Consider the following 19,594-nt stretch of genomic DNA (forward strand, 5'->3'; position numbering starts at 1 on the left):
ACGTGTCTTTTTTGTCCAACAAGGGGGCAAAATGCAGTGCATGAGATAACGCTTGAGGAAGATAAACATCATGTAATGAATGAATTAATAAGAAGAATTTCAGATGATCTATTCGCTTCGAAAATAACTAGAGAAGAGTTAGCGAAATACATTGGAATCGCAAAAAGTACTTTATCAGATATCCTTAATGGAAACACTGAAATTAGTTTTATCTATTTAGTGAAAATCATTATGAGGTTATATGAACAACCAGCTCCGGAGATTAAAAATAACATGATTTATGATTATCTATCATATGCCAAACCAGAAAATAAAAGGGAAGCTTTGGAGTACGCAGCATTCCGTCGAGAATTCGATTCTTTAAAAGAGTTAATTGCTCCGGAATTAACATCACCAACAGAACTCAATAGAGAATGGGCAAGTGTTTATCAAATAATTTACGAACATTGCAGAGATAAACAAGGTAATGAACCTAAGTATGATCCTTACAAGTTTTATGATGATTTAGATAGTAAAAAGAGTGAAGTTTCATCTAAAGAAATGAAAATTTTCATCGAAATACTACTATGTCAAACACTTTACCAAATGAAAGAATATAAATTGTTATTCAAAAGAATAGTTCGTGTAGAGAAAAAGGCGCTTAAAATTCCCAATAAATTCATCCGTAATAGCTATTTAGTTCGAATAAAAGAAGGTATGTGTGTAACTTATTTAATGCAAAATGAAATTGAAAGCGCACGTAAAAACTCTATAGAACTTTTTAAGATTTGCGACAAAAATCCTAATTTTGCAATCCAAAAAGCTAATGCATTTTATAACTTAGGAGAATCGTATATATTCGAAGATTACAGAAGATCTAAGAAATACTTAGAATGTGCACTGTCTATGTTGAAGGATGGGAAATTCAAAGATAACGAAGATATAAAAAGAAAAATACAAAGAGTGAATAACACTTTAATCTTTTTGAAAATCCATCATTATCGTGACATACAAGATGTATACTCTGGGTTAGATAAGGATGGACATGTATATTTAGAATTACAAAAAGGAAACAAAGAAAAAGCAGAAATGTATTTGTTAGAGATTGAAAAAGAAAATGGTTCATTAAACGAATTCCAAACGTGTTATATGGGACTAGCTAGGAATGATAAATATTTATTAGAAAAGTCGCACAAGATGTTTTTGGAGAAAAAGAGTCTTTTTTATGCAAATTTACCTAAATTATACTTGGGCTATAATTGAAAAAATGGTATAATAATCTTATGAAAAGAGGTGAATTTATTGAAGAAAATTTTAATGGTTTTACCGATATTAGCAATTGCTGGATTGTTTACTTTCTCAGCTGATAAAAAAGTTGAAGAGCCAAAACAAGAAGCGGCAGGCTATGAAAATGTAATTATGTATTCAAATGAACCCGGCGGTGGAGGCTGGTAAAATTTAATAATAGAGATATGAATGCGATCGTCCTGTAAAAGGATGGTCGCATTTCGTGCTTTTAGGGGAAGTTCGGTTTTTATCAAAATAAAGAAAAACCGAAACAACGTGAAAAAATTCACAAACTACTACGAGAATACTGGAGGATGTTGGGGATGGAAAAGTATACAGAATTAGAAGTGTTAATTAGTAAAGCAAAAAGTGGGGATCAAGAAGCGATAACAGCTTTAGATGAAATCATAGAAAAAATCAATCAATTCCAATAGGAAGTTTAAATTAAAAAATAGACGATTGTTAGCTGAATATCGCCATCAATCGTCTAAACTGCTTACCGCACCTTTAATCATGTTTAGTATCATTTTTTGTTGGTCTTCACTAAGTTTTTCGATTTTATTAATCATGTTGTTTAATTCTACTTTAACTTCTGAAGACTGGTTTTTATCTAAATTTCTGTGATCAGATAGACCTAATAGATAATCTGTAGAAACGTTAAATACTTTAGCAATTTTAGTTACTGACTCTCTTGATGGAGTCTTCTTATTACCCTCGAATCGAGAAATTGTTGGTTTTGATAGTTCAGTTAAATCTGCTAATTCTTGCTGAGTATAGTTGTTTTCAATCCTTAATTGTTTCAATCGTTCATTGAACATTTTAATTTTTCCCCCTTAAGAAAAAAAGTTACCCCGTGGGTCACCTTCTTCTATATATTAATATGAAAGTTACCTTTAAGTAAACGGAAAACAGAATATTTATATCAAAATTTTTATATTTTTCGGTGATTACTTGTTTTAGTTATTCCCTAAAAAACAAATAAAAAACTTTTTTAAAAATAAATGTTGTCTTTAGGGTAACTTAAGTGTATAATCAAAATTGTAAACGAGGTGATGACAAATGAAACAGAATAAAGTTAACAACGAGTTATTACATAAACTTCGTATTCAACATAAATTGTCACAAAGTGAATTGGGAGAAAGGCTTGGTAGAGCTAAAGCTACAATCTCTAGGTATGAAACAGGGAAAAAGAATCCAAGCTTACCTACACTATGTGCTTATGCAGAATATTTCGGAGTAACCGTGGATCACTTGTTGAGTAAATAGAATTTTTTTAATAGCAAGTTACCCTGTGAGTAACAAGGAGGAAAGAGAATGAATCAATTACAAGTTACCAAACATCCAGCTAGTAATTTGGTCTTCATGAAAGAAAACGTAGTAATTACTGACAGCTTAACACTAGCTGAAGTTTTAGGAAAACGTCATTCGGATGTATTAAGAGACATTAGAAAACATGTAGAAAAACTAAATGAAGCTGGGGAAATTGAATTTAACCAACGCAACATTGCGCCGGTTGGATACTACGACGCTAAGAAAGAATGGAGATCGAAGTACGATCTAACAGAAGACGGATTTGCAATGGTAATGATGTCCTATACAACAATCGAAGCAATGAAGATGAAAGTTAAATTCTTAGAAGAGTTTAAGCGAATGAAAGAACATATCCAAAAGTTACAGCAACAACCGAAAAGTGTTGAGGATGCAATTATCTACAGCATGACTGAATTAAAACAAATAAAATCACGACAAGATCATACGGAAGAAGAAATGAACAAAATGAAACTTCTAGTAGATAACGAGCTATGGCTTACTGAGCAACACAAAGGAGCCGTGCAGCGTAAAGTAAAACAACGTGTTTTTGAACTTAAAAAAGAAGGTTATGATAATGCATCGTATCAAGGAATCTATGGCGCATTAAAAAGACATTTTGGTGTAGCAAAATACGATAAGATTCCACGTAAATATTATCAAAATGCGATGCGATTTATAGCAGGGTGGTATCCACCAGAAAGACCTAATGTATTGGATGATTATGTTTCTTAATAGATAAAATTAAAATTTTATAAAAAGAAAGGAAGATATAAAAATGAAGAATTCAACAGTTCAAATAGCGTTGGCAATTACAAAATTTTCAGCTCAAAAAGGTTGGAGGGATGAAGAGTTTTGGGAAGCTATTGAGTTACTTCGCTTCAATAAAGAAGATGAAAGACAAACAACTGTAGAAAAACTAGATAGCATTCCAGTCACTAATAATAGCACAAAGGATTATCCAGTTATGTTAAACGTAACACACCTAGAAGAAATATTAGGAGTAGCAAAAAGAACAGCTTACGACATTATGGATCAAAAGGGTTTTCCTTTATTGAAAATCGGGAGGAAGAAAGTAGTTCCAAGAGATGCATTCTTTAATTGGCTAGAAAAGGGGGTGTCAGCATGATGGAAGATACAACATCGTTAGTAGTATTTGCAACGTTTATCGCATTTAGTATATTGCTACTTTACATTACTTACGAACCAATAAAACGATGGGCTTGGAGTGACGTAAAACAAAATAAAAAGACCCACGGCAATGGGTCCTTTAAGAAAAAACAATTGTTATAAGTATATCACGGAAAGTAGGTAAATAGTACATGCGTTTAACTGAATATCAAGTGCTATTACCTAATAAATTTTGGAATTTAGCAGAGAGCAAGGATGAATTAAAGAAAATGATTGAACAGTATTTCAAAGTTGGTTATCCGCATTATGAAATTCAACGAATAATTAAAAGTGGACAAGCATATGTGGCAGTTTGTACGAGGAGGTAAATATAATGGCAGAAGTTAAATGGATAAAACTTTCAACAAGTATGTTTGAAGATGAAAAAATACGCTTAATTGAGAGTATGCCTGAAGCTGACACCTTATTAATTATATGGATTAGATTATTAGCACAGGCCGGGAAAACAAATGCAAGTGGGTACATTTTTCTTAGTAAAAACATTCCTTATTCGGATGAGATGCTTGCAACTCTATTCAATAGACCGATTGCGACAGTAAGGTTGGCACTTCAAACATTTCAGCAATTTGGAATGATTGAGATAACAGATGACCAGTACATTTGCATTTCGAATTGGGAAAAACATCAAAACGTTGACGGATTAGAACGTGTAAAGCAATTAAATGCAGAACGGAATAGAAAGTATCGTGAGCGTAAGAAACAACAGCAATTATCACTAGAAAATAAGGGTAATGAAAGTGACGTTTACATGACGTCACGTGACGGTACAGATATAGAAGAAGATAAAGAATTAGATATAGATAAAGAAAAAGATAAAAAGAAGAAAGAAAAACCTTCTCGTCACAAGTTTGAAACTTGCGACACCAACGGGGCTAAGTATTTATTTGAAAAAATTAAGGGTAATAACCCTAAACAAAAAGAACCAAACTTCGATTCTTGGGCAAATGATTTTAGGTTGATGCGCGAAAAGGATAACCGTGAATTAAAAGAGATTAAAGATGTTATTGATTGGTGCCAAGCTGATCCATTCTGGCAAGGTAACATTTTATCTCCTAAAAAGCTACGTGAAAAGTTTGATCAACTAACTATTCAAATGAATTCTAAAAAAGGAGCGAAAAACAATGATCCAATTGCAAGCAACGGAGCAATTTACTACAACGAAACTGAACTTGACTTCTAACCTATGTGAAGTTTGTGAAGAAAAAGGAATTAAGCAACGAACAATGATTTTTCAAGGTGAAGAAGTTTGTCCTAAGTGTTATTTGCAGAAAGATCACGATAGATTGTATGCAGAATGCAACAAGTATTACAAGGGAGAAGAGGAACGGAGAAGAAAAGCTTATTTTCATAATCATAGTTTAATCAGTGATCCAACAATCATGAATGCAACATTTGAAAATTTTATACCTGAATGTGATGAAGAAGAGAGAAATAAAGCTCAAGCTGTAAAACATGCTCATAACTTTATAAGCGATATGAAATATACATTAGTAGCTTCTGGAGATGCAGGAAGAGGAAAAAGTCATTTGATGCATGCTATAGCCGAAGAAATTAATGAGAACGGAACGCAAACCGTGTTGTTTATAAGTGAAAGTGTTTTATTCAAAAAATTAAAAGCTACATTTAAAAGAGAGTCTGAGTTATCTGAGGATGACTATTTACAAAAAATAATTGACGCAGATGTAGTGATATTTGATGATTTCGGTTCAACTTTAGGCGATTACAGAGATATCAATTTGAAAGCACTAGAATTTCACAATAAAAAAGGAGAAGGGAATATTACTGATCTCCAAAGAGCGACAAAATATATGAACGATACTTATATGACAATTTTTGACGGTAGACAAGGGAAGTCTAATGGAATTGCTACAAATTTAGTAGGTGCAGCAATCACATATTGTTATGACCAACGAATCACATCTAGGATACTTGGTTGCAAATCAGCCATGACTTTTAAAAATACACCTGATAGACGTAAGAAATCTTTACCTTTCTAATAAGTAAATCCATTTAAAACAAGGAGGAATAACGATGTGTGTATTATGCCGTAATACAGGAATTATTCGTAAAGAAATTTATTCAGGTGTATCTCTAACGGAAGGTTGTAATTGTGAAATAGCAAAGCAACAGCAAGAAGAAAACGATAAGCGTTGGCAAGCATGGCTAATTAAATTCGAATCAATGAAACAAGAGTTGCAACGGAATCAACAACAAAAAGTTAGCTAACAAGGGGGAGTAAATATGAAAAACACAATAAATCTGAAGGCTGAACAGTTTCAAGAGGATTTGTTAAAAGGTAAGAAATCCTTAAATGATTTAAGAGAAGAACTTGGTTTAAAGAAGTTAAATGAACCAGAATTCAATACTTTGTTGAAGGTCAAAGTAGAAAATAAAAGAGTTGTAAATTTGATTCATCTCAACAGAGAAGAATTTAGTACGGAAACCATCCATACAAGGGCAATTCCAGCAATTAATGATTGTTTTAATGAACTAAGAGTTTTTAACTACGGGTGTGCAAATACATTTAAAGAATATGAAAAGTTAGTACATGAGGATTGTGAAATGATTAAAAAAACAATTAACAATTACATTGATGCAATGGGAAAAGCGATGTTGCATTTAGGAACGTCCGTGGATAAATGGAAAAAATAATTCTCCGTAGCGCCAACTACGAAGAATTATGGTTAGTAAATTTCTTTTACTGAAAAATTCAAGAGTTTTCTAGGTCTCGATGCAGAGTATTTTGCACTGCATCGAATGTTACCAGATTTAATCAATTCATCTACAACTTTAAGCAGGATGTCAGCTGAAAGATGCTGGAGTCTTTCGTCTGATAATAAAAGATTCATATTAATATATCTTTGGGAATCCTGTTTCAATAAATCTCTGTTTTCATTAATGACTTGAAAAATTAGTTCTCGGGTAGATTCATAAGCCATAGTTTTACCTCCTTTCCAAATATATGTTTATTTTACATGAAATTTGGGATGAGGTTGTTTTAAAAAGATATAAAAAGGGGGATTTCAGTCGTATGAAGCCTACGAAAGTTGAAATCGATGTTACTGATAATAAAATTTATGTGGTTAAAAATGGTGAGGTTACTCCACTGAATCCTCCAGTAACAGGGTTTGGGGAACAAGTAATCACTTGGCAAGGTGGGAAAGTTGATCGTGTATCAACTACCATCACAGAAAAAATAAAATAACTGGGGATGCGATTATGAAGCAATTAACTATTGATGATGTTATGGGTAGTTTCAACTATGACGCGATAAGTACCAGTGAAAAGTTTTTGAATCCAAGCTATGAAGTCCATTTTTACGATAAAGAAGAACGGCAAAAGATGGATTGTTTTGATGCTAAAACTGAAACCGAAGCTTGGAATGCAACAATAGAAGAGCATGGTAAAGGCATTCAGAAGATTATGATAACTCATTCGAAACGTACCAGAGCTGAATTTCTAGCGCTGGATTAGGAGGGGAAATTGATGGCTAGAGTCAAAACAGCAATGCAATTAGAACAATATACAATCAAAGCGCAACAACGGAAGTATATGAAAAAATCACGCCGTAACTTGTACGTAGCACTTGAGGAATTGGATTTAGTTTTTGATGAAAGCGAAGTAATCCGATTCCAAGAGATGTGGGAGGAAGGAAAAACTTTCATTGATATTGCTAAAGAGTTAGGACGACATCAATTAGAAATAGCAGCCTTGATTATGGATCAAGCTGATAAAAATAAAATCAAATCACGTCCAATGGGCCTAGGAGCATGAAAAAAGGAGTTATGAAATTAAATTAGGAGGAGAAAACGGTGGGGGATGAACAAAAGGATTTGATTGAACAAGAAGATGTTCTAATGATGACTGATGATGATTTTATGAAAAAGTATAGCAGGCTAGTTTATTACGGGACAAGGAAGAATAAGCAAGTTATTTAGGAGGCAACATGGATAAGCAAAACATTTTGATTAATAAATTAATCGATAATCGTATATACAAGCTTCCAGACGGGCGTGATCTATTCGAGGGATCAATCGAGGAACTGAAGGAGCTAATAAAAGGAGATGGAGAGAGTGAAGGAAGCGATTAAGGGGTATATAAACCATTTGCAACAATCGGCAGCAGAAAGCAGAAAGGAATCAGACAAAGCGTATGACAATGGAGATTTAGGTTTATCTGGTTACTATCGTGGTCAATGGATTGCTAACGAAGGAACAGCGATTGCATTAACAACAATCTTATCTAAATACAAGGAGGAAGAACAGTGAAATATACAGAGCATGGTACTTACGAAGTAACTCAATTATTAGTAGAAGCGAAGGGAGAGAAAAAGTAATGACAAGCTGTAACTACACGTATTGGGAAGAAGCGATTAAAGAGTTTTACAGAAAACAAGAAGCGGAAAGAGGTAATAAGAATGGCAACTAAGATCACTATGTTCACGAAAAATAATTGTCCTAATTGTATGAGAGCTAAGATGTTATTCGCATCTTGTCCAGTAGAAGTCGAGATTACAGAAATTAATCTAGAGACACCTGAAGGTAAGGCGCACCAAGAAATTTTAGGAATACAAACAGCTCCTACTTTTGAATTCGAAAACGGTAAGTTCATTTATGGTTTTGATGAAGGCAAGCTTATGAACGAATTAGGACTGTAGGAGGGATTGCGTGAAGAAAGAAACTGCGGTGCAGGTGCAAAGTGAACTCGATGTAGTAGAGGATGAGATTCGTAAAATGGAATACTCCTAGCACTCAAGCATAAGTCGTATGGAAAGTAAGTATTGTGCAAATCGGGTATTTGCAAGTTCATTATATAACGTTTATTGGGTAGATAGGCTGGATCAACGTAATCTTTACGCAGGTTTTACATGATATTGAAGTTTTTGATAAAGACCAAATTTGAATTTTATAACAAAGCGGGTGTGATTATATGTACCTAACTGATAATCAATTATGCAGTTATAAAGAAAAGTTAAAAAACGAAGCAAGTAAATTAAGATATAGAGTAGTTTTCACTGGAGGTTCTAATTCAAATAAAGCTTGTCATGATCCTTATTATGTAATTTTTATAAACAGGAAAGAAAATGAATTGGATTTACAAACTATTTATAGTTTCGCTCATGAAATTGGTCACTGTATTGATTTTAGGAATGAGTCGTTGGATTTTCAAAAGTATAAAAGAAACAAAAAATATAGAGTCCAAAAAGAAGTTATAGCTTGGCGTTTAGGATATACGCTATGTCGTGAATTAAAAATACCATTAGAGGGCTATATGAAACACGCATTTAAGTGTTTACAAAGTTATTTGTATAAAAAAGGAGAATGAGAGATGAAATTTTGGGCACTTGCTTATTTTTATCAAGATGAAGTTTTTTATGACTTTGCAAAAGAAGAAGACACAATGGATTTAAGCGCAACTTGTTTCTTACCAACAAAAGAGGTAGCTGAAGATTTTATTAGTCAGCATTTAGATGATGACTATGCTCCAGTAGAAATCGAATTAGAAACACTACAAAAGAATGGTGTTTGGTCTTATACAAGAGGTAAAGTGGAACGCTGGGATGAGGAGTAAAACCAAACAAAAGCGTTATTTGAATAGAAAATGGCAGGTAATTGACTAAGTTACCTGCCGCGATCTAAAACAGTACGGAGGAACAAGCTCCGTTTTGAAAGAGTGTAGTCATGGGAAATGACTTGTAGATAGTATGTGTAATGTGGAAAAGAATATTCGTAAAGGGGAATGAAAAATGAATACGGTTACTATTAAATTCGGTCAAGGTACAGAAGCTTGGAAGGATATGCAAGAAGTAGTTAAAGCTCTACATGATAAAGGATATATTGCTCAGCCTTACGAGGATATTGGAACGGTAAAACTAACTAAGAAAATCAATGACGAATTAGTGGATAAGAAACAGCAATTTAATTGTGATATTTGCTTTTTAAATAAGGATATTGAAGAAAAGTCTATATATCAATTTGATGAAGGTGGCGACATTGTAGCATGTGTAGATTGTGAGAAAAAAGCATTTGAACAGTCAAAAAACAAAACAAAATAGTTATTTGGCAGAAAAGGAGAATGAGATATGAATGAAATTAAATATCGGATATATGGTAAAGAAAATCGAATCATGTACAGCTGGGAAGAAATTTTGAACTTTGATAGCTTAAAAGACACTTTGAAGAATGGCGGGAAAGAAGATCAATATTATTCTCCATTGTTACCATACACGGGAATAAAGGATAAAAACGGCAAAGAAATTTATGTAGGTGACATTTTAAAAGGACCTACACTGTATGAAACACCAGAAAACACCGCGACCACTTATAGTCATTGGAAAGTAACGTATGGCAATTGTTCGTTTTATTTAGGGGATAGCCCAATTGACGAGGACATTGATTGGGTTTCAGAAGAATGTGAAGTCGTAGGAAATGTTTATGAGAATCCAGAGCTACTGATGAAAGTTTTTAAAATGAATGATTACGATTGGGTAGCTGCAAAGAACGAAGAGGAAGCGAAAAACTTTTATGAGGAATTCATAGATCGGGAGGAAATTGAAGAATATTTTGTTGGGGAAGTTAGTTTGAAAGACAAAATGCATATCAGCATTGATGAATTACCTGACGAAGAACAACGAGTAGCCACAATCGAACCAGTAATTCATAGAGGTGGAGAAACGTGTGTTTTAAGGTCATTCGAATGGGTAATAAAGCGGGATAATATTACAAATCCATGTATCATTGCTTCGACAGAATACTAAACAAAATTCTTATTTTGGAGGGGAATGGAGCGGTTGAGACATACAAGAAATAGACAAATGGTTAAAATGGGTCACAAGAAATTTAAGTATTTAGCTAATAATAAAATTTCATTAATGCGTAAAGTTGGCTATAAGTTTTCTGATAAAGGAGCTAAAAATCATGAAAGAACAAATTAAAAAGAATTTTACTTACCATCCGCCTAAAGAGGGACAAACAGAGAAGTTTGTAGATATTAGAAATGAAGCTTTGCATTTTGCAAATTTAATTGATGGAACATGCCCGAATAGTCGTGAAAAGTCGTTAGCTTTAACAAAACTTGAAGAAGCTGTATTTTGGGCTAATGCAAGCATTGCAAGGAATTAATTAAAACAAAGTCGTTATTTGAAAGAAAGGGAGAATGAAAATGTCCTTAGTGGTGAATTTGAAAGAAATTCAAGAAAAAGCCATCGATGAAAAGGCACTGGAATTTGCAGAAGAAATGGAAGCGGCAATAATCGAAAGTGCTGCAAAAGGATATTCAGGTAATAAATATAAAATTCACAATGATAATCCAGATAAGCATATTATGCATTCAAAAATATTCATAGAAAAATTACAAGAATTGTTGGATGGTGTGAAAGTTGAATTTATAAAAGAAGAAAGGAAGTACCTTTTGATAAACGGATCGTACTACGAACATTACATTCATTTTAGATGGAATGACTAATTTCTTATAAAAACGCTATTTTGTACTTAGTAAATGGTAATGTTTATTTTAAATGATAAAGCAGCTAGCTCAATGAACTAACTGCTTTATCGTCCAACAAGAACAATACCCACAATACATTGTAACTAAAGGTTACAACTATAGTATGAGCAGAAGTGAAAAAGTTATGTAAGAAAGCAAAAAAATTTCATTAAGCACAACTAAGCAGCTAGTTAATAAAACTAACTGCTCGTTGTACAAAAGAAATTTAGGCCCTACAAGTAAATGATATGTAACTTTAAGTTACAGCTATATTATAAGCAGAATTAAAAATATTATGTGGAAGTGAAAAAGAACTAAATAAAAACTTCATTTTGGAGAGAAAGGAGGGATAGGATGGTCCTTTTATATGATCCTAAAACAAATATATTATCTGAAACTACTTATGAATATTTAGTTGAATTAACAGGAATGATGAAAGGTTCTCTTATGAGTGCGCGAAGCAAAGGGAAGAGGATTAGGAGTATTGGCTGCTATCTTGCTAAAGATGATTTGACAGTGCAGCAGAGGCGAGAATGGTATGAAAAGGAAAAGTATCATAACGAAACTTGGAAAACGATTAAAGGGTCTGATGATACATTTCTCATTTCTAATTACGGCAGGTTCAAGCGAATAGGTAAGAAGAAGATATGGTTCCTTCTCCCGATACTTAAAAAGAAGAGCGGATACTTAGAAATTAAGGTGAAATATAAAGGCGTGTACAAGAATTATATAATAGCTCAATTAGTCGCTGCGCATTTCCTTGGCGCTCCAAAACAAGGAGAGTCAGTCAGATATAAGAACGGGATAAAGACAGATACCTTTGTTGGAAATCTAGAATACATTTCAAAAGAAAAATTAGGTAAGTTAACAGGTTTTAGATCTCGTAGTAAACCAGTTGTTCAATTGGATATGAATACAAAAGAAATTATTGGAGAATTTAGGTCTGCAAGAGAAGCCGGAAGGAAAAGTTATCTTTCTTATCAAGCGGTACTAGACAATTGCAATCATAAATCACGGACAAGCGGTGGATATATCTTTATGTTTGCTGACGAATATGAACAAATAGCCAATTAGAATAAAAATTTCATTTTGTAGAGAAATGAGGTGCTAGGATGAAAGGCTCTACAAAGTATCAATTATTAAAAGCTGATTTCGATCATGCTGTAAAGCAGCTTAAACAGAGGAATAAAGAAATTGGGCTTCTTAGAGCAAGTCGTGATTCATCTATACACGAATATCGCCAATTGTTTAACGAACGGATGAAACTTAAAGAGGAAATTGAGTTTTTAAAAGATGATGTTCAAATAAGGGATGAACATATTGAAAGACTCGAGAAGGAATTACAGGAATATAAAAGAGCAGCTAGCAAAGGCTAACTGCTCTACGAAAGAAACGTTAAGAAGAAAGTTCAATCATTAAGTGTTATTTATAGTATGGCCAAGATTTTGGGCTTTATTCAAGGGGGAATAAAGATTGGAAGATATAAAGTGGCATGAAGCAGAAGAGAATAATGATGGTATTAAGACAATTGCAATGATTGAACTTGATAAGAAATTAAAAGGTGTAACAATGTATGGATACAACAGGATAGTTGGTTATAACGGTATTTTAAAAGGTGAAAAAGTTTTCTATAAAGGAGAAGAATATACCGTGGTAATGGTATCGAGATTAGGGGACTTTGGTTTATCTAAAACAGGAGAATTGCCATACATTTTACGTGCTTGCCCAAAAGATGTTGTAAAAAAAATAAAAGAGCAGCTAGCAAAAGCTAACTACTCCTTTTGACAAAAGATTCCGGGCTGCCAACACTGTTAAGAAAGCAGCTTATAGATAGTATGCACAAAGTTATGCTAATTATTCAAATGAATAAAGGACAGCTAGCGGAAACTAACTGCCCAACCCTTAAAAAAAGGGAGGAATTAACGGGTATGTAAAAATTCCTCACCTATAGTGTTAACGAAATATTGAGTTTTATTCAGAAGGGACCGAAATATTGTGAGTAATTTTAACGGTGAGAAGTTAACGGAACTTCGGCATTTATTCGGAATGACTCAAGGACAAGTTGCTGAATTGTTAGAGGTTGATATTAATAAGTTGATTGAGATAGAGCGGTCAAGAATTATCCCATCGTTTAATCAAATACAAGTACTATGCAGAACATTTCATGTTAAATCAAAGTATTTTTATAGCAAATCATTTGTAACTAGTGTGGTAGATCCGAGTTATATTTCTTTTCGATACTAAAAAGGAGGTAGAGGGAAATGAGAGCAAGATATTGTGAGTATTTTATTAATTACACTTTTTATGATGAAAAAGACAAAAGTGAGTATGAGAGTAGCGCTACAATAACGATCACTAAGAAAATGAACAGAAATATGATATTTGCAATCGCCAATGATATAGAGGAAAGAAATAACGTTAAGGGCGTCATTATACGTAATTACCAATTACTTCGAGAAAAACGAGGGCGGAAAATTTAGAACAAAATAATCCTTTGAATAGAAAGTGAGAAAAACATGTTACCAAATAACAAGATTTATAAACATTTATTCTCGTTACTTATCGCACTTAATGTGGGATTAGCAATTATAGCAGTAATACAGCAGAAATGGTGGGATGTAGCAGACACGTTAGGTGGAGCGACACTTTTGATAGCTATTGTACTTGTAATTGATAATGGTCAAGTTAATAAATGGTCAGCAATGCTGTTCACGATAACGGCTATCGAGAATGGATTAGAGGTTGCAAATCAGTTTTTATTACAAAATTATTTAGATTCACTTTGGGATATAGCTGCCATAATACTGTGTGTGTATTGGATGAGGCAGTATTACGTTGAAGAATAGAAAGTGAGGTTAGGAGAATGAAAGCTTTGAAGAAAAGAAAAATCAGAAAAGCAATTGCTCGTCGCACAAAAGAGGTGGAGAAGTATCAAGTTAATAAAGCTTGGAGAAACATCTTTGTACAAGCTGGCATTTTAAAGTAAAGCAAACAGAATATAGTCCGGCTAGAAAACTAGAGGACACCAATTCATTAAAGCGGCAATTAAGGCTGTTTTAGGAATAGGTGTCTTTTTTATTTTGAAAAGGGAGATGGGGAAATGAAGGCACTAAGAGATCAATTACGTGAATGGAAAAAGCAATCCAAGCAAGGAAAGAAGAAAAAACAGAAAAAAAGAAAAGAAAAATTAAGTACTCGTGACATTGAAGATTTAATGGGAATTCGTGGACCACGATATGAACGAAGACGTGGTGCATTAAGACAAAAGTAATATAAAAATAAAGAGGAGTGGTCTTACATGACTAAACAATTATCTTTCTTACCAAAAATCGATAGAGCAGCAACGCAGAAAAAATTAGAAGGTGTTCTGGAAAGCGTACGTTTATATAGACAGTTTGGAATGATGCGTGAAGAAATGAAAGTCACTCCTTCTTATGAAATTAGATATCACGGACCTACAAATGATGTAGGAAAGCCATTAGAAGATGTCGCAATGGCTAATATACAGCAAAGTAAACGAGAAGAGTGGATTAAGCAAACGTCATTTCGCATTGACCAGTTTCTTAGTCGTTTAGGCAATGGGCGTGCTGGAAAGGACCAAAGAAACATTATTATTAAGCGTTATTTAGAAGATGAAGATGTATGCGATTATATTGTATATAACGAACTTGGCATGAGTGAGCGTACTTATCGACGCGTTAAGGCTAGAGTGTTTTATAAACTTGCTTTTGCTCTTAGATTAGAAGTTTATGAGACTGAAGAAACTGGAGGTAATGAATAATGAATTTTGTTCAGCCGATACGTGATCCAGAGAAAATACAGCAGCTAAAAGATTATTTTAAGGAGAAGAGCTTACGTAATTACATTCTCTTCATTATGGGAATCAATACAGGCTTAAGAATCTCTGACATTTTGAAATTGAAGGTAGGAGATGTCAAAGGTAGTCATATATCGATGAGAGAAAAGAAGACAGGAAAACAGAAACGAATACAAATTACTGCAGCATTGAAAAGAGAACTTAAATGGTTTATTGAAGAAAGAGAAGATAATGAGTACCTATTGAAAAGTAGACAAGGTAGAAATCGTCCAATCGGTCGTAGCATGGCATATAAGATATTAAGTGAAGCAGCGGCGGAGTTTGGATTAGACGAAATAGGAACACATACGCTGAGAAAGACGTACGGCTATCATATGTACATGCAAACAAAAAACATAGCATTACTCATGGAGATATTCAATCATTCGTCAGAGAAGGTCACATTGCGTTATATAGGGGTAAACCAAGATGCAATGGATAAAGCAATGACTAGATTTAAAATCTAAGCATTGCTTTTTCTTTTTAAATCTATACAGTTACTCATAAATTTTGTACTGTGTAACTCAAAAGGGTCAGTTTAATTAAGTCAATGATATCAAGGGATTTGGCGAAGGGGTCAGTTACACACAATATAAGATATGGGTAACTCATTAAGATAAAAATACATAAGAGAAGAATATAAAAATAAGTGGCAGAGTCGTGACCGCTTTTTGGCAGGAAATGTGCCGGTTGTTTTGGAATTCACGTGATATATTTGTATTGTGAGAAGTGGCGGAAAACATGACTCACTATGTTGTTTCAAAAATTCTAAACGGCTTCATAATGGCGGCACATAAAATCCGAAACCAGCAGATGGTACTGATTAAATGTTACCGTTAATAAGGAGAGCTTTTGCTCTTCTTCCAGTTACTTAATATTGCTGCAGCAGATGAATATAACGACATTAGGTGATTGGGAGAAGAATAAAACTTCATTTACCGTAATTGAAGCGTAAACAAATAATTAATCACAAAGCATCCATTCGGGTGCTTTTTATTTTGGAGGAGGAAGAGTGTAAATGAAAGTAGAGACAAGAACAGTTATTACTTACAATCCAACAGATAATATAGAACAGGCGACGTTTATGGAAATGAAAAATATGTTATTGAATGCCAATTTTAAATTAGTAGACGTGAGCAAACCTGTATTAGGTAACGAAATAGAAGTTACTTTTAACATGGATATCAAAGAATGATAAGGAGTGAGGATAGATGGATAGCAACTTACACAATGTAATTGGTGTAAACGAAGCTGCATCACTCCTTAATGTATCATCTGGTCATGTTAAGAACTTATGCGCTCAAGGAAAGATTGTAGCAAAGAAAATCGGTAAGACTTGGGTGATTGATAAATCGAAATTAAAAGAGAGGTGGGGATAGTTCATGCAACCTCTAACAATACAAGAGATCAATAAACTATACGAGCAAGACAATATCATTAAATTCTATAAGCATCCTTACTGGAGAAGGAACATTAGGATTAAGGCGCTCGAGCGAGACAACAGCGAATGTCAAGAGTGCAAACGCAAAGGTAAGTATAGCAAGGGTCGTAACGTCCATCACATCAAGGAGTTACGTGACAGACCAGACTTAGCTTATACATTAAGCAACCTAGAAACACTATGCATTCAATGCCATAACAAAGAACATGGCAAAGAGAAGAACATAGTGAAGAAGCGTTGCACGATAGTAGATGAAGAGAGGTGGTAAGTGTGGACAGCCTAACGATACAAGGTAACATATATGACTTACAATTCATCAAGACATTAATGAAAGATGGAACAGATGATGAACGCGCTTTAGATATATTCAAACAGTTTCAACGTGACATCTACACAACATACAAACAGATACGTCACATATGTAATCCAAGAGCATGTGAGAAGACTACACTTGAAACTGTAAAGAAAAGTTTACGTGAACATTGGCTAGAACATTATCTAAATATGAATTTAACAGAAGCTCACATTGTTATTGAATATGCTGAGCTATTCTTTGGTTTAGCTATAAAATAATTTGAGATAAATTTCCTGAGACACCCCCCGGGTAAAATATAGAAACAATTTTGCTGGGGGACCGAGCAACGCGGGGGGGAGATTTGTCTTTTTATTTTTTGCTTTCCGCGCGTGAGACAGAAAAAATCGCAAAAAAACACCACCACTTCACTTGGATGGTGAAAATTTTTGATATGTATTTGTAATCATTATGCAGTTGATATTGTTTCCTGCTAAGTAAAAATATACAAGACTATTTTCGTTCTTTTAAGTAATGTTTTTAAAGTTAATCTTCGAAAAAATCTAATAAAAAAGCGGGGTGATGATATTGTGAGCGGAAAACAAAGTAAATATAAATTAGCTTTCAAAGATTTCTTAGAAGGCGTTAAATACAAGGATATTGCGAATAAATATAGCGTATCTGTTAGCACTGTTAAATCATGGCGTAGCCGTTATTGGGAAGACATGATAAATGAAAAAGGTCTAAAAAATGTTTCAGAAAAGGTTGCAAAGCTTCAAAAGAGCAGAGAAAAAACGCTGAGAAATAAAATAAGAGATGATTTATATGAACAACTTGGCACAAACGGTATCATACACGCTCATTTTATGGACTTAGTAGAAGATTATATGTCATTTTGGGATATAAAAAATAAATTGATAGCTGATGTGAAAGACCGCGGCGTTTCAATTTTAGGTGCTAATGGTTTTATGAAGAAAAACGATAGCATTAATGAGTTGAATAAGACCAATACGCAAATGTTAAAGATTCTTAATGAACTTGGCCTTAAAGCGGTAAGTGAGGAGGATGACGATGAAGCAGAAGTCTAATCTTCCTTATAAATATCACCCGTACATTAGCGAGTACATGTATAGTGTGGAAAGCGGAGAGATAAGGTCATGCAAAGAGCAAAAACAATTAATGGCCTTAGTTCGAAAAACTTTAGATGATCCAAATGTTTATATTGATGCAAAAGCTATTGAGGACAGTGTTAAAATTCCAGAGCCATATTTCCCTTTCAAACTTTACGCTTGGCAAAGATTTGTTAATGCTTGCGTATATGGAGTTAGATACAAAGATAACGACCGTTTAGTTTGGAATCAGATTTTAATTTTAATGGGTCGTGGTGGCGGTAAAAATGGCTATGGTGGTTGGCATAATTTTTATATGATGTCCAAACAGTTCGGAATTGATAATTATCATATCGAATGGGTAGCAACTTCTGAACAACAAGCAAAAACTACATTTCAAGATGTTCGAAATGTGATTGACAACCCTAAAAATAGTGTTTTGAAGAAGTCGTTCAATACAACTAAAGTGTTAATTGAACATAAAAAGAACAAATCACATTTAAAATATAATACTTCTAATGCTAGAACAAAAGATGGTTTGCGTCCTGGATCAGTTTGGTTCGATGAAATCCACGAATATGAAGACTATGCATCAATTAAAGTATTTCGTTCGGCGCTCGGTAAAGTTAAAGATGGCCGAACTTTCTATTTAACAACGGATGGATATGTCCGTGGTGGCGTTTTGGATGACATGAAAGAAAAGTCACGAATGGTTCTAAGCGGAGAAGTTGAAAATAGTAAGATTTTCCCCTTCATCTGCAAATTAGACTCTGAAGAAGAAGTCGAAGATATTGCAAACTGGGAAAAAGCCAATCCTTCTATTAGAGATAACACGGAATTATTCGAAACGATGAAAGAGGAATGGGCCGATTGCCAAACTAACATTCCAATGCATGTTGAATTCATGACAAAGCGTATGAACATTCCGAAGCAGCTATTCCAACATAAAATCGCTACTTATGAGGATATTCTTGCGACAGATCAACCTTTACCTGATGATTTACACAAATATGAATGTATTGGCGGTGTGGATTACGCAGAATTACGCGACTTCTGCAGCGTCGGTTTGCTATTTAAACGAGATGGGAAGCGCTATTGGATTCACCACACTTTCATATGGCATCAGGCGTTAAAAATGCAGGATATTAACCAAGATATTATTGATATTGGTGTGGAAAAAGGACTCTTCACCATCGTCTACGATAAAGAAATTGAACCTAAACGTGTTATCAATTGGTTTTTAGAAAAAGCGAAAACTTACAGTATTAAATATTTAGCAATTGATAAATTTCGTTCTGTTATTTTGAAACCTTTATTAGAACAAGCGGGATTCAATGACCGCGTGCAAGTTGTAAGGCGTGGGCAGTACATTCATGCCATGTTAGATCCACTTATTCAACATTTGTTTATCAATCATAATATTGTTTTCCATGATGATCCTGTCATGCGTTGGTATTGTGGGAATATTTATGTGGATGAATTAGGTAATGGATCAAAAGAATATAAAAAAATCGACCCTGTCAAAAGAAAAACTGACGGGTTTTTTGCATTCACACACGCTCTCAATTTCGATGGTGATCTAGAAGACTATGCAATTGATATTAATGATATGCAAGTATGGTCATTTTAACTAAGGGAGGTGAAGA

At 33.9% G+C, this 19,594-nt stretch carries 43 protein-coding genes and 1 pseudogene; 42 read left to right on the plus strand and 2 right to left on the minus strand.

All coding sequences use genetic code 11. The features are described from left to right. Positions 1-36 precede the first annotated feature (36 nt). The 3 genes from PDQ68_RS16300 to PDQ68_RS16310 all read left to right on the plus strand — a co-directional run bounded on the left by PDQ68_RS16300 (position 37) and on the right by PDQ68_RS16310 (position 1,700). Positions 37-1,242, plus strand: coding sequence for an AimR family lysis-lysogeny pheromone receptor (locus PDQ68_RS16300; RefSeq protein WP_412675770.1), 1,206 nt, complete (start codon positions 37-39; stop codon positions 1,240-1,242). Between the two features lie 39 nt (positions 1,243-1,281). Beyond that, on the plus strand, positions 1,282-1,434 hold the full coding sequence (locus tag PDQ68_RS16305; RefSeq protein WP_162531934.1) for a hypothetical protein: 153 nt from the start codon (positions 1,282-1,284) through the stop codon (positions 1,432-1,434). Between the two features lie 155 nt (positions 1,435-1,589). Beyond that, entirely contained in the window at positions 1,590-1,700 is a 111-nt protein-coding gene (locus tag PDQ68_RS16310; RefSeq protein WP_235590131.1) for a DNA polymerase III subunit delta', read from the plus strand. Between the two features lie 45 nt (positions 1,701-1,745). On the opposite strand, the gene PDQ68_RS16315 is transcribed toward PDQ68_RS16310, so the two are convergent. Then, on the minus strand, positions 1,746-2,084 hold the full coding sequence (locus PDQ68_RS16315) for a helix-turn-helix domain-containing protein (protein WP_061183050.1): 339 nt from the start codon (positions 2,082-2,084) through the stop codon (positions 1,746-1,748). Positions 2,085-2,325: 241 nt separating this feature from the next. Here PDQ68_RS16315 and PDQ68_RS16320 point away from each other — a divergent pair, with 241 nt between their 5' ends. From PDQ68_RS16320 to PDQ68_RS16360, 9 genes are read left to right on the plus strand one after another with little or no spacing between them, the layout of a single operon-like run. Further along, positions 2,326-2,532, plus strand: coding sequence for a helix-turn-helix domain-containing protein (locus PDQ68_RS16320; protein WP_061183051.1), 207 nt, complete (start codon positions 2,326-2,328; stop codon positions 2,530-2,532). A 48-nt stretch (positions 2,533-2,580) separates the two neighbouring features. Then, entirely contained in the window at positions 2,581-3,309 is a 729-nt protein-coding gene (locus tag PDQ68_RS16325) for an ORF6C domain-containing protein (RefSeq protein WP_061183052.1), read from the plus strand. A 43-nt stretch (positions 3,310-3,352) separates the two neighbouring features. Continuing rightward, positions 3,353-3,703: a helix-turn-helix domain-containing protein gene (locus PDQ68_RS16330; protein WP_061183053.1), complete on the plus strand. Its 351-nt coding sequence runs from the start codon at positions 3,353-3,355 to the stop codon at positions 3,701-3,703. Further along, positions 3,700-3,867 (plus strand): hypothetical protein, encoded by a 168-nt coding sequence (locus PDQ68_RS16335; RefSeq protein WP_162531935.1) that lies wholly within the window; start codon positions 3,700-3,702, stop codon positions 3,865-3,867. The genes PDQ68_RS16330 and PDQ68_RS16335 overlap by 4 nt, the downstream gene beginning before the upstream one ends. 29 nt (positions 3,868-3,896) lie before the next feature. Further along, complete coding sequence (locus tag PDQ68_RS16340; protein ID WP_048540319.1) at positions 3,897-4,073, plus strand: hypothetical protein; 177 nt, start codon at positions 3,897-3,899, stop codon at positions 4,071-4,073. A gap of 5 nt (positions 4,074-4,078) precedes the next feature. Next, positions 4,079-4,945 carry a phage replisome organizer N-terminal domain-containing protein gene (locus tag PDQ68_RS16345; RefSeq protein ID WP_061183054.1) on the plus strand — a complete coding sequence of 289 codons (867 nt, stop codon included), beginning with the start codon at positions 4,079-4,081 and terminating at the stop codon, positions 4,943-4,945. After that, the gene (locus PDQ68_RS16350; RefSeq protein ID WP_061183055.1) at positions 4,887-5,762 is read left to right on the plus strand and encodes a DnaA ATPase domain-containing protein; all 876 of its coding nucleotides are present in this window, start codon (positions 4,887-4,889) and stop codon (positions 5,760-5,762) included. Before PDQ68_RS16345 ends, PDQ68_RS16350 begins: the two co-directional genes overlap by 59 nt. A 34-nt stretch (positions 5,763-5,796) precedes the next feature. Continuing rightward, complete coding sequence (locus PDQ68_RS16355) at positions 5,797-5,991, plus strand: hypothetical protein (RefSeq protein WP_061183056.1); 195 nt, start codon at positions 5,797-5,799, stop codon at positions 5,989-5,991. Positions 5,992-6,006: 15 nt separating this feature from the next. Continuing rightward, the gene (locus PDQ68_RS16360) at positions 6,007-6,417 is read left to right on the plus strand and encodes a hypothetical protein (protein WP_061183057.1); all 411 of its coding nucleotides are present in this window, start codon (positions 6,007-6,009) and stop codon (positions 6,415-6,417) included. A gap of 32 nt (positions 6,418-6,449) precedes the next feature. On the opposite strand, the gene PDQ68_RS16365 is transcribed toward PDQ68_RS16360, so the two are convergent. Further along, on the minus strand, positions 6,450-6,704 hold the full coding sequence (locus tag PDQ68_RS16365) for a hypothetical protein (RefSeq protein WP_061183058.1): 255 nt from the start codon (positions 6,702-6,704) through the stop codon (positions 6,450-6,452). Between the two features lie 92 nt (positions 6,705-6,796). Between PDQ68_RS16365 and PDQ68_RS16370 the strand changes: the two genes are divergently transcribed. The 30 genes and pseudogenes from PDQ68_RS16370 to PDQ68_RS16515 all read left to right on the plus strand — a co-directional run bounded on the left by PDQ68_RS16370 (position 6,797) and on the right by PDQ68_RS16515 (position 19,578). Then, positions 6,797-6,970 (plus strand): DUF3954 domain-containing protein, encoded by a 174-nt coding sequence (locus PDQ68_RS16370; protein WP_000805174.1) that lies wholly within the window; start codon positions 6,797-6,799, stop codon positions 6,968-6,970. A gap of 14 nt (positions 6,971-6,984) precedes the next feature. Beyond that, complete coding sequence (locus PDQ68_RS16375) at positions 6,985-7,239, plus strand: hypothetical protein (RefSeq protein WP_033693881.1); 255 nt, start codon at positions 6,985-6,987, stop codon at positions 7,237-7,239. A 12-nt stretch (positions 7,240-7,251) separates the two neighbouring features. Then, a complete protein-coding gene (locus PDQ68_RS16380; RefSeq protein ID WP_000124862.1) occupies positions 7,252-7,539 on the plus strand; it encodes a hypothetical protein in 288 nt (95 codons plus the stop codon). A 38-nt stretch (positions 7,540-7,577) separates the two neighbouring features. Next, the gene (locus tag PDQ68_RS16385; protein WP_265184871.1) at positions 7,578-7,703 is read left to right on the plus strand and encodes a hypothetical protein; all 126 of its coding nucleotides are present in this window, start codon (positions 7,578-7,580) and stop codon (positions 7,701-7,703) included. A gap of 8 nt (positions 7,704-7,711) precedes the next feature. After that, positions 7,712-7,855 (plus strand): Fur-regulated basic protein FbpA, encoded by a 144-nt coding sequence (locus tag PDQ68_RS16390; RefSeq protein WP_000360818.1) that lies wholly within the window; start codon positions 7,712-7,714, stop codon positions 7,853-7,855. After that, entirely contained in the window at positions 7,839-8,033 is a 195-nt protein-coding gene (locus tag PDQ68_RS16395; protein WP_000656565.1) for a hypothetical protein, read from the plus strand. The genes PDQ68_RS16390 and PDQ68_RS16395 overlap by 17 nt, the downstream gene beginning before the upstream one ends. 149 nt (positions 8,034-8,182) lie before the next feature. Beyond that, positions 8,183-8,422: a glutaredoxin family protein gene (locus tag PDQ68_RS16400; protein WP_000201625.1), complete on the plus strand. Its 240-nt coding sequence runs from the start codon at positions 8,183-8,185 to the stop codon at positions 8,420-8,422. Positions 8,423-8,694: 272 nt separating this feature from the next. Then, positions 8,695-9,090, plus strand: coding sequence for a hypothetical protein (locus PDQ68_RS16405; protein ID WP_061184272.1), 396 nt, complete (start codon positions 8,695-8,697; stop codon positions 9,088-9,090). Between the two features lie 3 nt (positions 9,091-9,093). Beyond that, entirely contained in the window at positions 9,094-9,336 is a 243-nt protein-coding gene (locus PDQ68_RS16410; protein WP_061184271.1) for a hypothetical protein, read from the plus strand. A gap of 175 nt (positions 9,337-9,511) precedes the next feature. Beyond that, positions 9,512-9,820: a DUF8088 domain-containing protein gene (locus PDQ68_RS16415; protein ID WP_001099200.1), complete on the plus strand. Its 309-nt coding sequence runs from the start codon at positions 9,512-9,514 to the stop codon at positions 9,818-9,820. Between the two features lie 72 nt (positions 9,821-9,892). Then, a pseudogene (locus PDQ68_RS16420) lies at positions 9,893-10,159 on the plus strand (YopX family protein); the annotation flags it as partial. 57 nt (positions 10,160-10,216) lie between these two features. Beyond that, complete coding sequence (locus PDQ68_RS16425) at positions 10,217-10,522, plus strand: hypothetical protein (protein ID WP_033679841.1); 306 nt, start codon at positions 10,217-10,219, stop codon at positions 10,520-10,522. A gap of 160 nt (positions 10,523-10,682) precedes the next feature. Further along, complete coding sequence (locus PDQ68_RS16430; RefSeq protein ID WP_000662954.1) at positions 10,683-10,886, plus strand: Acb2/Tad1 domain-containing protein; 204 nt, start codon at positions 10,683-10,685, stop codon at positions 10,884-10,886. A gap of 40 nt (positions 10,887-10,926) precedes the next feature. Next, positions 10,927-11,229 carry a hypothetical protein gene (locus PDQ68_RS16435; protein ID WP_000060750.1) on the plus strand — a complete coding sequence of 101 codons (303 nt, stop codon included), beginning with the start codon at positions 10,927-10,929 and terminating at the stop codon, positions 11,227-11,229. Between the two features lie 375 nt (positions 11,230-11,604). Continuing rightward, complete coding sequence (locus PDQ68_RS16440; protein WP_000243721.1) at positions 11,605-12,324, plus strand: NUMOD4 domain-containing protein; 720 nt, start codon at positions 11,605-11,607, stop codon at positions 12,322-12,324. Between the two features lie 38 nt (positions 12,325-12,362). After that, entirely contained in the window at positions 12,363-12,626 is a 264-nt protein-coding gene (locus PDQ68_RS16445) for a hypothetical protein (RefSeq protein WP_016718364.1), read from the plus strand. Positions 12,627-12,723: 97 nt separating this feature from the next. Then, the gene (locus tag PDQ68_RS16450; RefSeq protein ID WP_061182770.1) at positions 12,724-13,035 is read left to right on the plus strand and encodes a hypothetical protein; all 312 of its coding nucleotides are present in this window, start codon (positions 12,724-12,726) and stop codon (positions 13,033-13,035) included. 210 nt (positions 13,036-13,245) lie between these two features. After that, positions 13,246-13,494 carry a helix-turn-helix transcriptional regulator gene (locus PDQ68_RS16455; RefSeq protein WP_016718362.1) on the plus strand — a complete coding sequence of 83 codons (249 nt, stop codon included), beginning with the start codon at positions 13,246-13,248 and terminating at the stop codon, positions 13,492-13,494. A 17-nt stretch (positions 13,495-13,511) separates the two neighbouring features. Continuing rightward, entirely contained in the window at positions 13,512-13,730 is a 219-nt protein-coding gene (locus tag PDQ68_RS16460; protein WP_016718361.1) for a hypothetical protein, read from the plus strand. Between the two features lie 36 nt (positions 13,731-13,766). Next, the gene (locus tag PDQ68_RS16465) at positions 13,767-14,096 is read left to right on the plus strand and encodes a hypothetical protein (protein WP_000937293.1); all 330 of its coding nucleotides are present in this window, start codon (positions 13,767-13,769) and stop codon (positions 14,094-14,096) included. A gap of 17 nt (positions 14,097-14,113) precedes the next feature. Then, positions 14,114-14,236 carry a DUF3983 domain-containing protein gene (locus PDQ68_RS16470; protein WP_000645586.1) on the plus strand — a complete coding sequence of 41 codons (123 nt, stop codon included), beginning with the start codon at positions 14,114-14,116 and terminating at the stop codon, positions 14,234-14,236. Between the two features lie 114 nt (positions 14,237-14,350). Beyond that, on the plus strand, positions 14,351-14,521 hold the full coding sequence (locus PDQ68_RS16475; RefSeq protein ID WP_000645944.1) for a hypothetical protein: 171 nt from the start codon (positions 14,351-14,353) through the stop codon (positions 14,519-14,521). A gap of 27 nt (positions 14,522-14,548) precedes the next feature. Continuing rightward, positions 14,549-15,031, plus strand: coding sequence for an ArpU family phage packaging/lysis transcriptional regulator (locus tag PDQ68_RS16480; protein ID WP_000166157.1), 483 nt, complete (start codon positions 14,549-14,551; stop codon positions 15,029-15,031). Then, positions 15,031-15,573 carry a site-specific integrase gene (locus tag PDQ68_RS16485; RefSeq protein WP_001012120.1) on the plus strand — a complete coding sequence of 181 codons (543 nt, stop codon included), beginning with the start codon at positions 15,031-15,033 and terminating at the stop codon, positions 15,571-15,573. Before PDQ68_RS16480 ends, PDQ68_RS16485 begins: the two co-directional genes overlap by 1 nt. Before the next feature lie 551 nt (positions 15,574-16,124). Beyond that, entirely contained in the window at positions 16,125-16,301 is a 177-nt protein-coding gene (locus PDQ68_RS16490; RefSeq protein ID WP_258109220.1) for a hypothetical protein, read from the plus strand. A gap of 16 nt (positions 16,302-16,317) precedes the next feature. After that, positions 16,318-16,485, plus strand: a complete 168-nt coding sequence (locus PDQ68_RS16495) for a helix-turn-helix domain-containing protein (protein ID WP_061182771.1) — start codon at positions 16,318-16,320, stop codon at positions 16,483-16,485. Between the two features lie 3 nt (positions 16,486-16,488). Continuing rightward, the gene (locus tag PDQ68_RS16500) at positions 16,489-16,815 is read left to right on the plus strand and encodes an HNH endonuclease (protein ID WP_061182772.1); all 327 of its coding nucleotides are present in this window, start codon (positions 16,489-16,491) and stop codon (positions 16,813-16,815) included. Positions 16,816-16,874: 59 nt separating this feature from the next. Beyond that, the gene (locus tag PDQ68_RS16505; RefSeq protein WP_061132268.1) at positions 16,875-17,120 is read left to right on the plus strand and encodes a hypothetical protein; all 246 of its coding nucleotides are present in this window, start codon (positions 16,875-16,877) and stop codon (positions 17,118-17,120) included. A 309-nt stretch (positions 17,121-17,429) separates the two neighbouring features. Continuing rightward, positions 17,430-17,927: a P27 family phage terminase small subunit gene (locus PDQ68_RS16510; protein WP_061182773.1), complete on the plus strand. Its 498-nt coding sequence runs from the start codon at positions 17,430-17,432 to the stop codon at positions 17,925-17,927. Continuing rightward, positions 17,911-19,578 (plus strand): terminase TerL endonuclease subunit, encoded by a 1,668-nt coding sequence (locus PDQ68_RS16515; protein WP_061182774.1) that lies wholly within the window; start codon positions 17,911-17,913, stop codon positions 19,576-19,578. Before PDQ68_RS16510 ends, PDQ68_RS16515 begins: the two co-directional genes overlap by 17 nt. The last annotated feature ends 16 nt before the right edge of the window (positions 19,579-19,594 follow it).

This window comes from Bacillus cereus group sp. Bc010 (genome assembly GCF_027716745.1).
In the GTDB taxonomy this organism is placed as follows: domain Bacteria; phylum Bacillota; class Bacilli; order Bacillales; family Bacillaceae_G; genus Bacillus_A; species Bacillus_A pacificus.

Excerpts from the sequence above, each read along its gene's own strand:
- PDQ68_RS16310 (WP_235590131.1), top strand. The coding sequence starts at position 1,590 with ATGGAAAAGTATACAGAATTAGAAGTGTTAATTAGTAAAGCAAAAAGT.
- PDQ68_RS16315 (WP_061183050.1), bottom strand. The coding sequence starts at position 2,084 with ATGTTCAATGAACGATTGAAACAATTAAGGATTGAAAACAACTATACT.
- PDQ68_RS16320 (WP_061183051.1), top strand. The coding sequence starts at position 2,326 with ATGAAACAGAATAAAGTTAACAACGAGTTATTACATAAACTTCGTATT.
- PDQ68_RS16325 (WP_061183052.1), top strand. The coding sequence starts at position 2,581 with ATGAATCAATTACAAGTTACCAAACATCCAGCTAGTAATTTGGTCTTC.
- PDQ68_RS16330 (WP_061183053.1), top strand. The coding sequence starts at position 3,353 with ATGAAGAATTCAACAGTTCAAATAGCGTTGGCAATTACAAAATTTTCA.
- PDQ68_RS16335 (WP_162531935.1), top strand. The coding sequence starts at position 3,700 with ATGATGGAAGATACAACATCGTTAGTAGTATTTGCAACGTTTATCGCA.
- PDQ68_RS16340 (WP_048540319.1), top strand. The coding sequence starts at position 3,897 with ATGCGTTTAACTGAATATCAAGTGCTATTACCTAATAAATTTTGGAAT.
- PDQ68_RS16345 (WP_061183054.1), top strand. The coding sequence starts at position 4,079 with ATGGCAGAAGTTAAATGGATAAAACTTTCAACAAGTATGTTTGAAGAT.
- PDQ68_RS16350 (WP_061183055.1), top strand. The coding sequence starts at position 4,887 with ATGATCCAATTGCAAGCAACGGAGCAATTTACTACAACGAAACTGAAC.
- PDQ68_RS16355 (WP_061183056.1), top strand. The coding sequence starts at position 5,797 with ATGTGTGTATTATGCCGTAATACAGGAATTATTCGTAAAGAAATTTAT.
- PDQ68_RS16360 (WP_061183057.1), top strand. The coding sequence starts at position 6,007 with ATGAAAAACACAATAAATCTGAAGGCTGAACAGTTTCAAGAGGATTTG.
- PDQ68_RS16365 (WP_061183058.1), bottom strand. The coding sequence starts at position 6,704 with ATGGCTTATGAATCTACCCGAGAACTAATTTTTCAAGTCATTAATGAA.
- PDQ68_RS16370 (WP_000805174.1), top strand. The coding sequence starts at position 6,797 with ATGAAGCCTACGAAAGTTGAAATCGATGTTACTGATAATAAAATTTAT.
- PDQ68_RS16375 (WP_033693881.1), top strand. The coding sequence starts at position 6,985 with ATGAAGCAATTAACTATTGATGATGTTATGGGTAGTTTCAACTATGAC.
- PDQ68_RS16380 (WP_000124862.1), top strand. The coding sequence starts at position 7,252 with ATGGCTAGAGTCAAAACAGCAATGCAATTAGAACAATATACAATCAAA.
- PDQ68_RS16390 (WP_000360818.1), top strand. The coding sequence starts at position 7,712 with ATGGATAAGCAAAACATTTTGATTAATAAATTAATCGATAATCGTATA.
- PDQ68_RS16400 (WP_000201625.1), top strand. The coding sequence starts at position 8,183 with ATGGCAACTAAGATCACTATGTTCACGAAAAATAATTGTCCTAATTGT.
- PDQ68_RS16405 (WP_061184272.1), top strand. The coding sequence starts at position 8,695 with ATGTACCTAACTGATAATCAATTATGCAGTTATAAAGAAAAGTTAAAA.
- PDQ68_RS16410 (WP_061184271.1), top strand. The coding sequence starts at position 9,094 with ATGAAATTTTGGGCACTTGCTTATTTTTATCAAGATGAAGTTTTTTAT.
- PDQ68_RS16415 (WP_001099200.1), top strand. The coding sequence starts at position 9,512 with ATGAATACGGTTACTATTAAATTCGGTCAAGGTACAGAAGCTTGGAAG.
- PDQ68_RS16430 (WP_000662954.1), top strand. The coding sequence starts at position 10,683 with ATGAAAGAACAAATTAAAAAGAATTTTACTTACCATCCGCCTAAAGAG.
- PDQ68_RS16435 (WP_000060750.1), top strand. The coding sequence starts at position 10,927 with ATGTCCTTAGTGGTGAATTTGAAAGAAATTCAAGAAAAAGCCATCGAT.
- PDQ68_RS16440 (WP_000243721.1), top strand. The coding sequence starts at position 11,605 with ATGGTCCTTTTATATGATCCTAAAACAAATATATTATCTGAAACTACT.
- PDQ68_RS16445 (WP_016718364.1), top strand. The coding sequence starts at position 12,363 with ATGAAAGGCTCTACAAAGTATCAATTATTAAAAGCTGATTTCGATCAT.
- PDQ68_RS16460 (WP_016718361.1), top strand. The coding sequence starts at position 13,512 with ATGAGAGCAAGATATTGTGAGTATTTTATTAATTACACTTTTTATGAT.
- PDQ68_RS16465 (WP_000937293.1), top strand. The coding sequence starts at position 13,767 with ATGTTACCAAATAACAAGATTTATAAACATTTATTCTCGTTACTTATC.
- PDQ68_RS16470 (WP_000645586.1), top strand. The coding sequence starts at position 14,114 with ATGAAAGCTTTGAAGAAAAGAAAAATCAGAAAAGCAATTGCTCGTCGC.
- PDQ68_RS16475 (WP_000645944.1), top strand. The coding sequence starts at position 14,351 with ATGAAGGCACTAAGAGATCAATTACGTGAATGGAAAAAGCAATCCAAG.
- PDQ68_RS16480 (WP_000166157.1), top strand. The coding sequence starts at position 14,549 with ATGACTAAACAATTATCTTTCTTACCAAAAATCGATAGAGCAGCAACG.
- PDQ68_RS16485 (WP_001012120.1), top strand. The coding sequence starts at position 15,031 with ATGAATTTTGTTCAGCCGATACGTGATCCAGAGAAAATACAGCAGCTA.
- PDQ68_RS16490 (WP_258109220.1), top strand. The coding sequence starts at position 16,125 with ATGAAAGTAGAGACAAGAACAGTTATTACTTACAATCCAACAGATAAT.
- PDQ68_RS16495 (WP_061182771.1), top strand. The coding sequence starts at position 16,318 with ATGGATAGCAACTTACACAATGTAATTGGTGTAAACGAAGCTGCATCA.
- PDQ68_RS16500 (WP_061182772.1), top strand. The coding sequence starts at position 16,489 with ATGCAACCTCTAACAATACAAGAGATCAATAAACTATACGAGCAAGAC.
- PDQ68_RS16505 (WP_061132268.1), top strand. The coding sequence starts at position 16,875 with ATGAAAGATGGAACAGATGATGAACGCGCTTTAGATATATTCAAACAG.
- PDQ68_RS16515 (WP_061182774.1), top strand. The coding sequence starts at position 17,911 with ATGAAGCAGAAGTCTAATCTTCCTTATAAATATCACCCGTACATTAGC.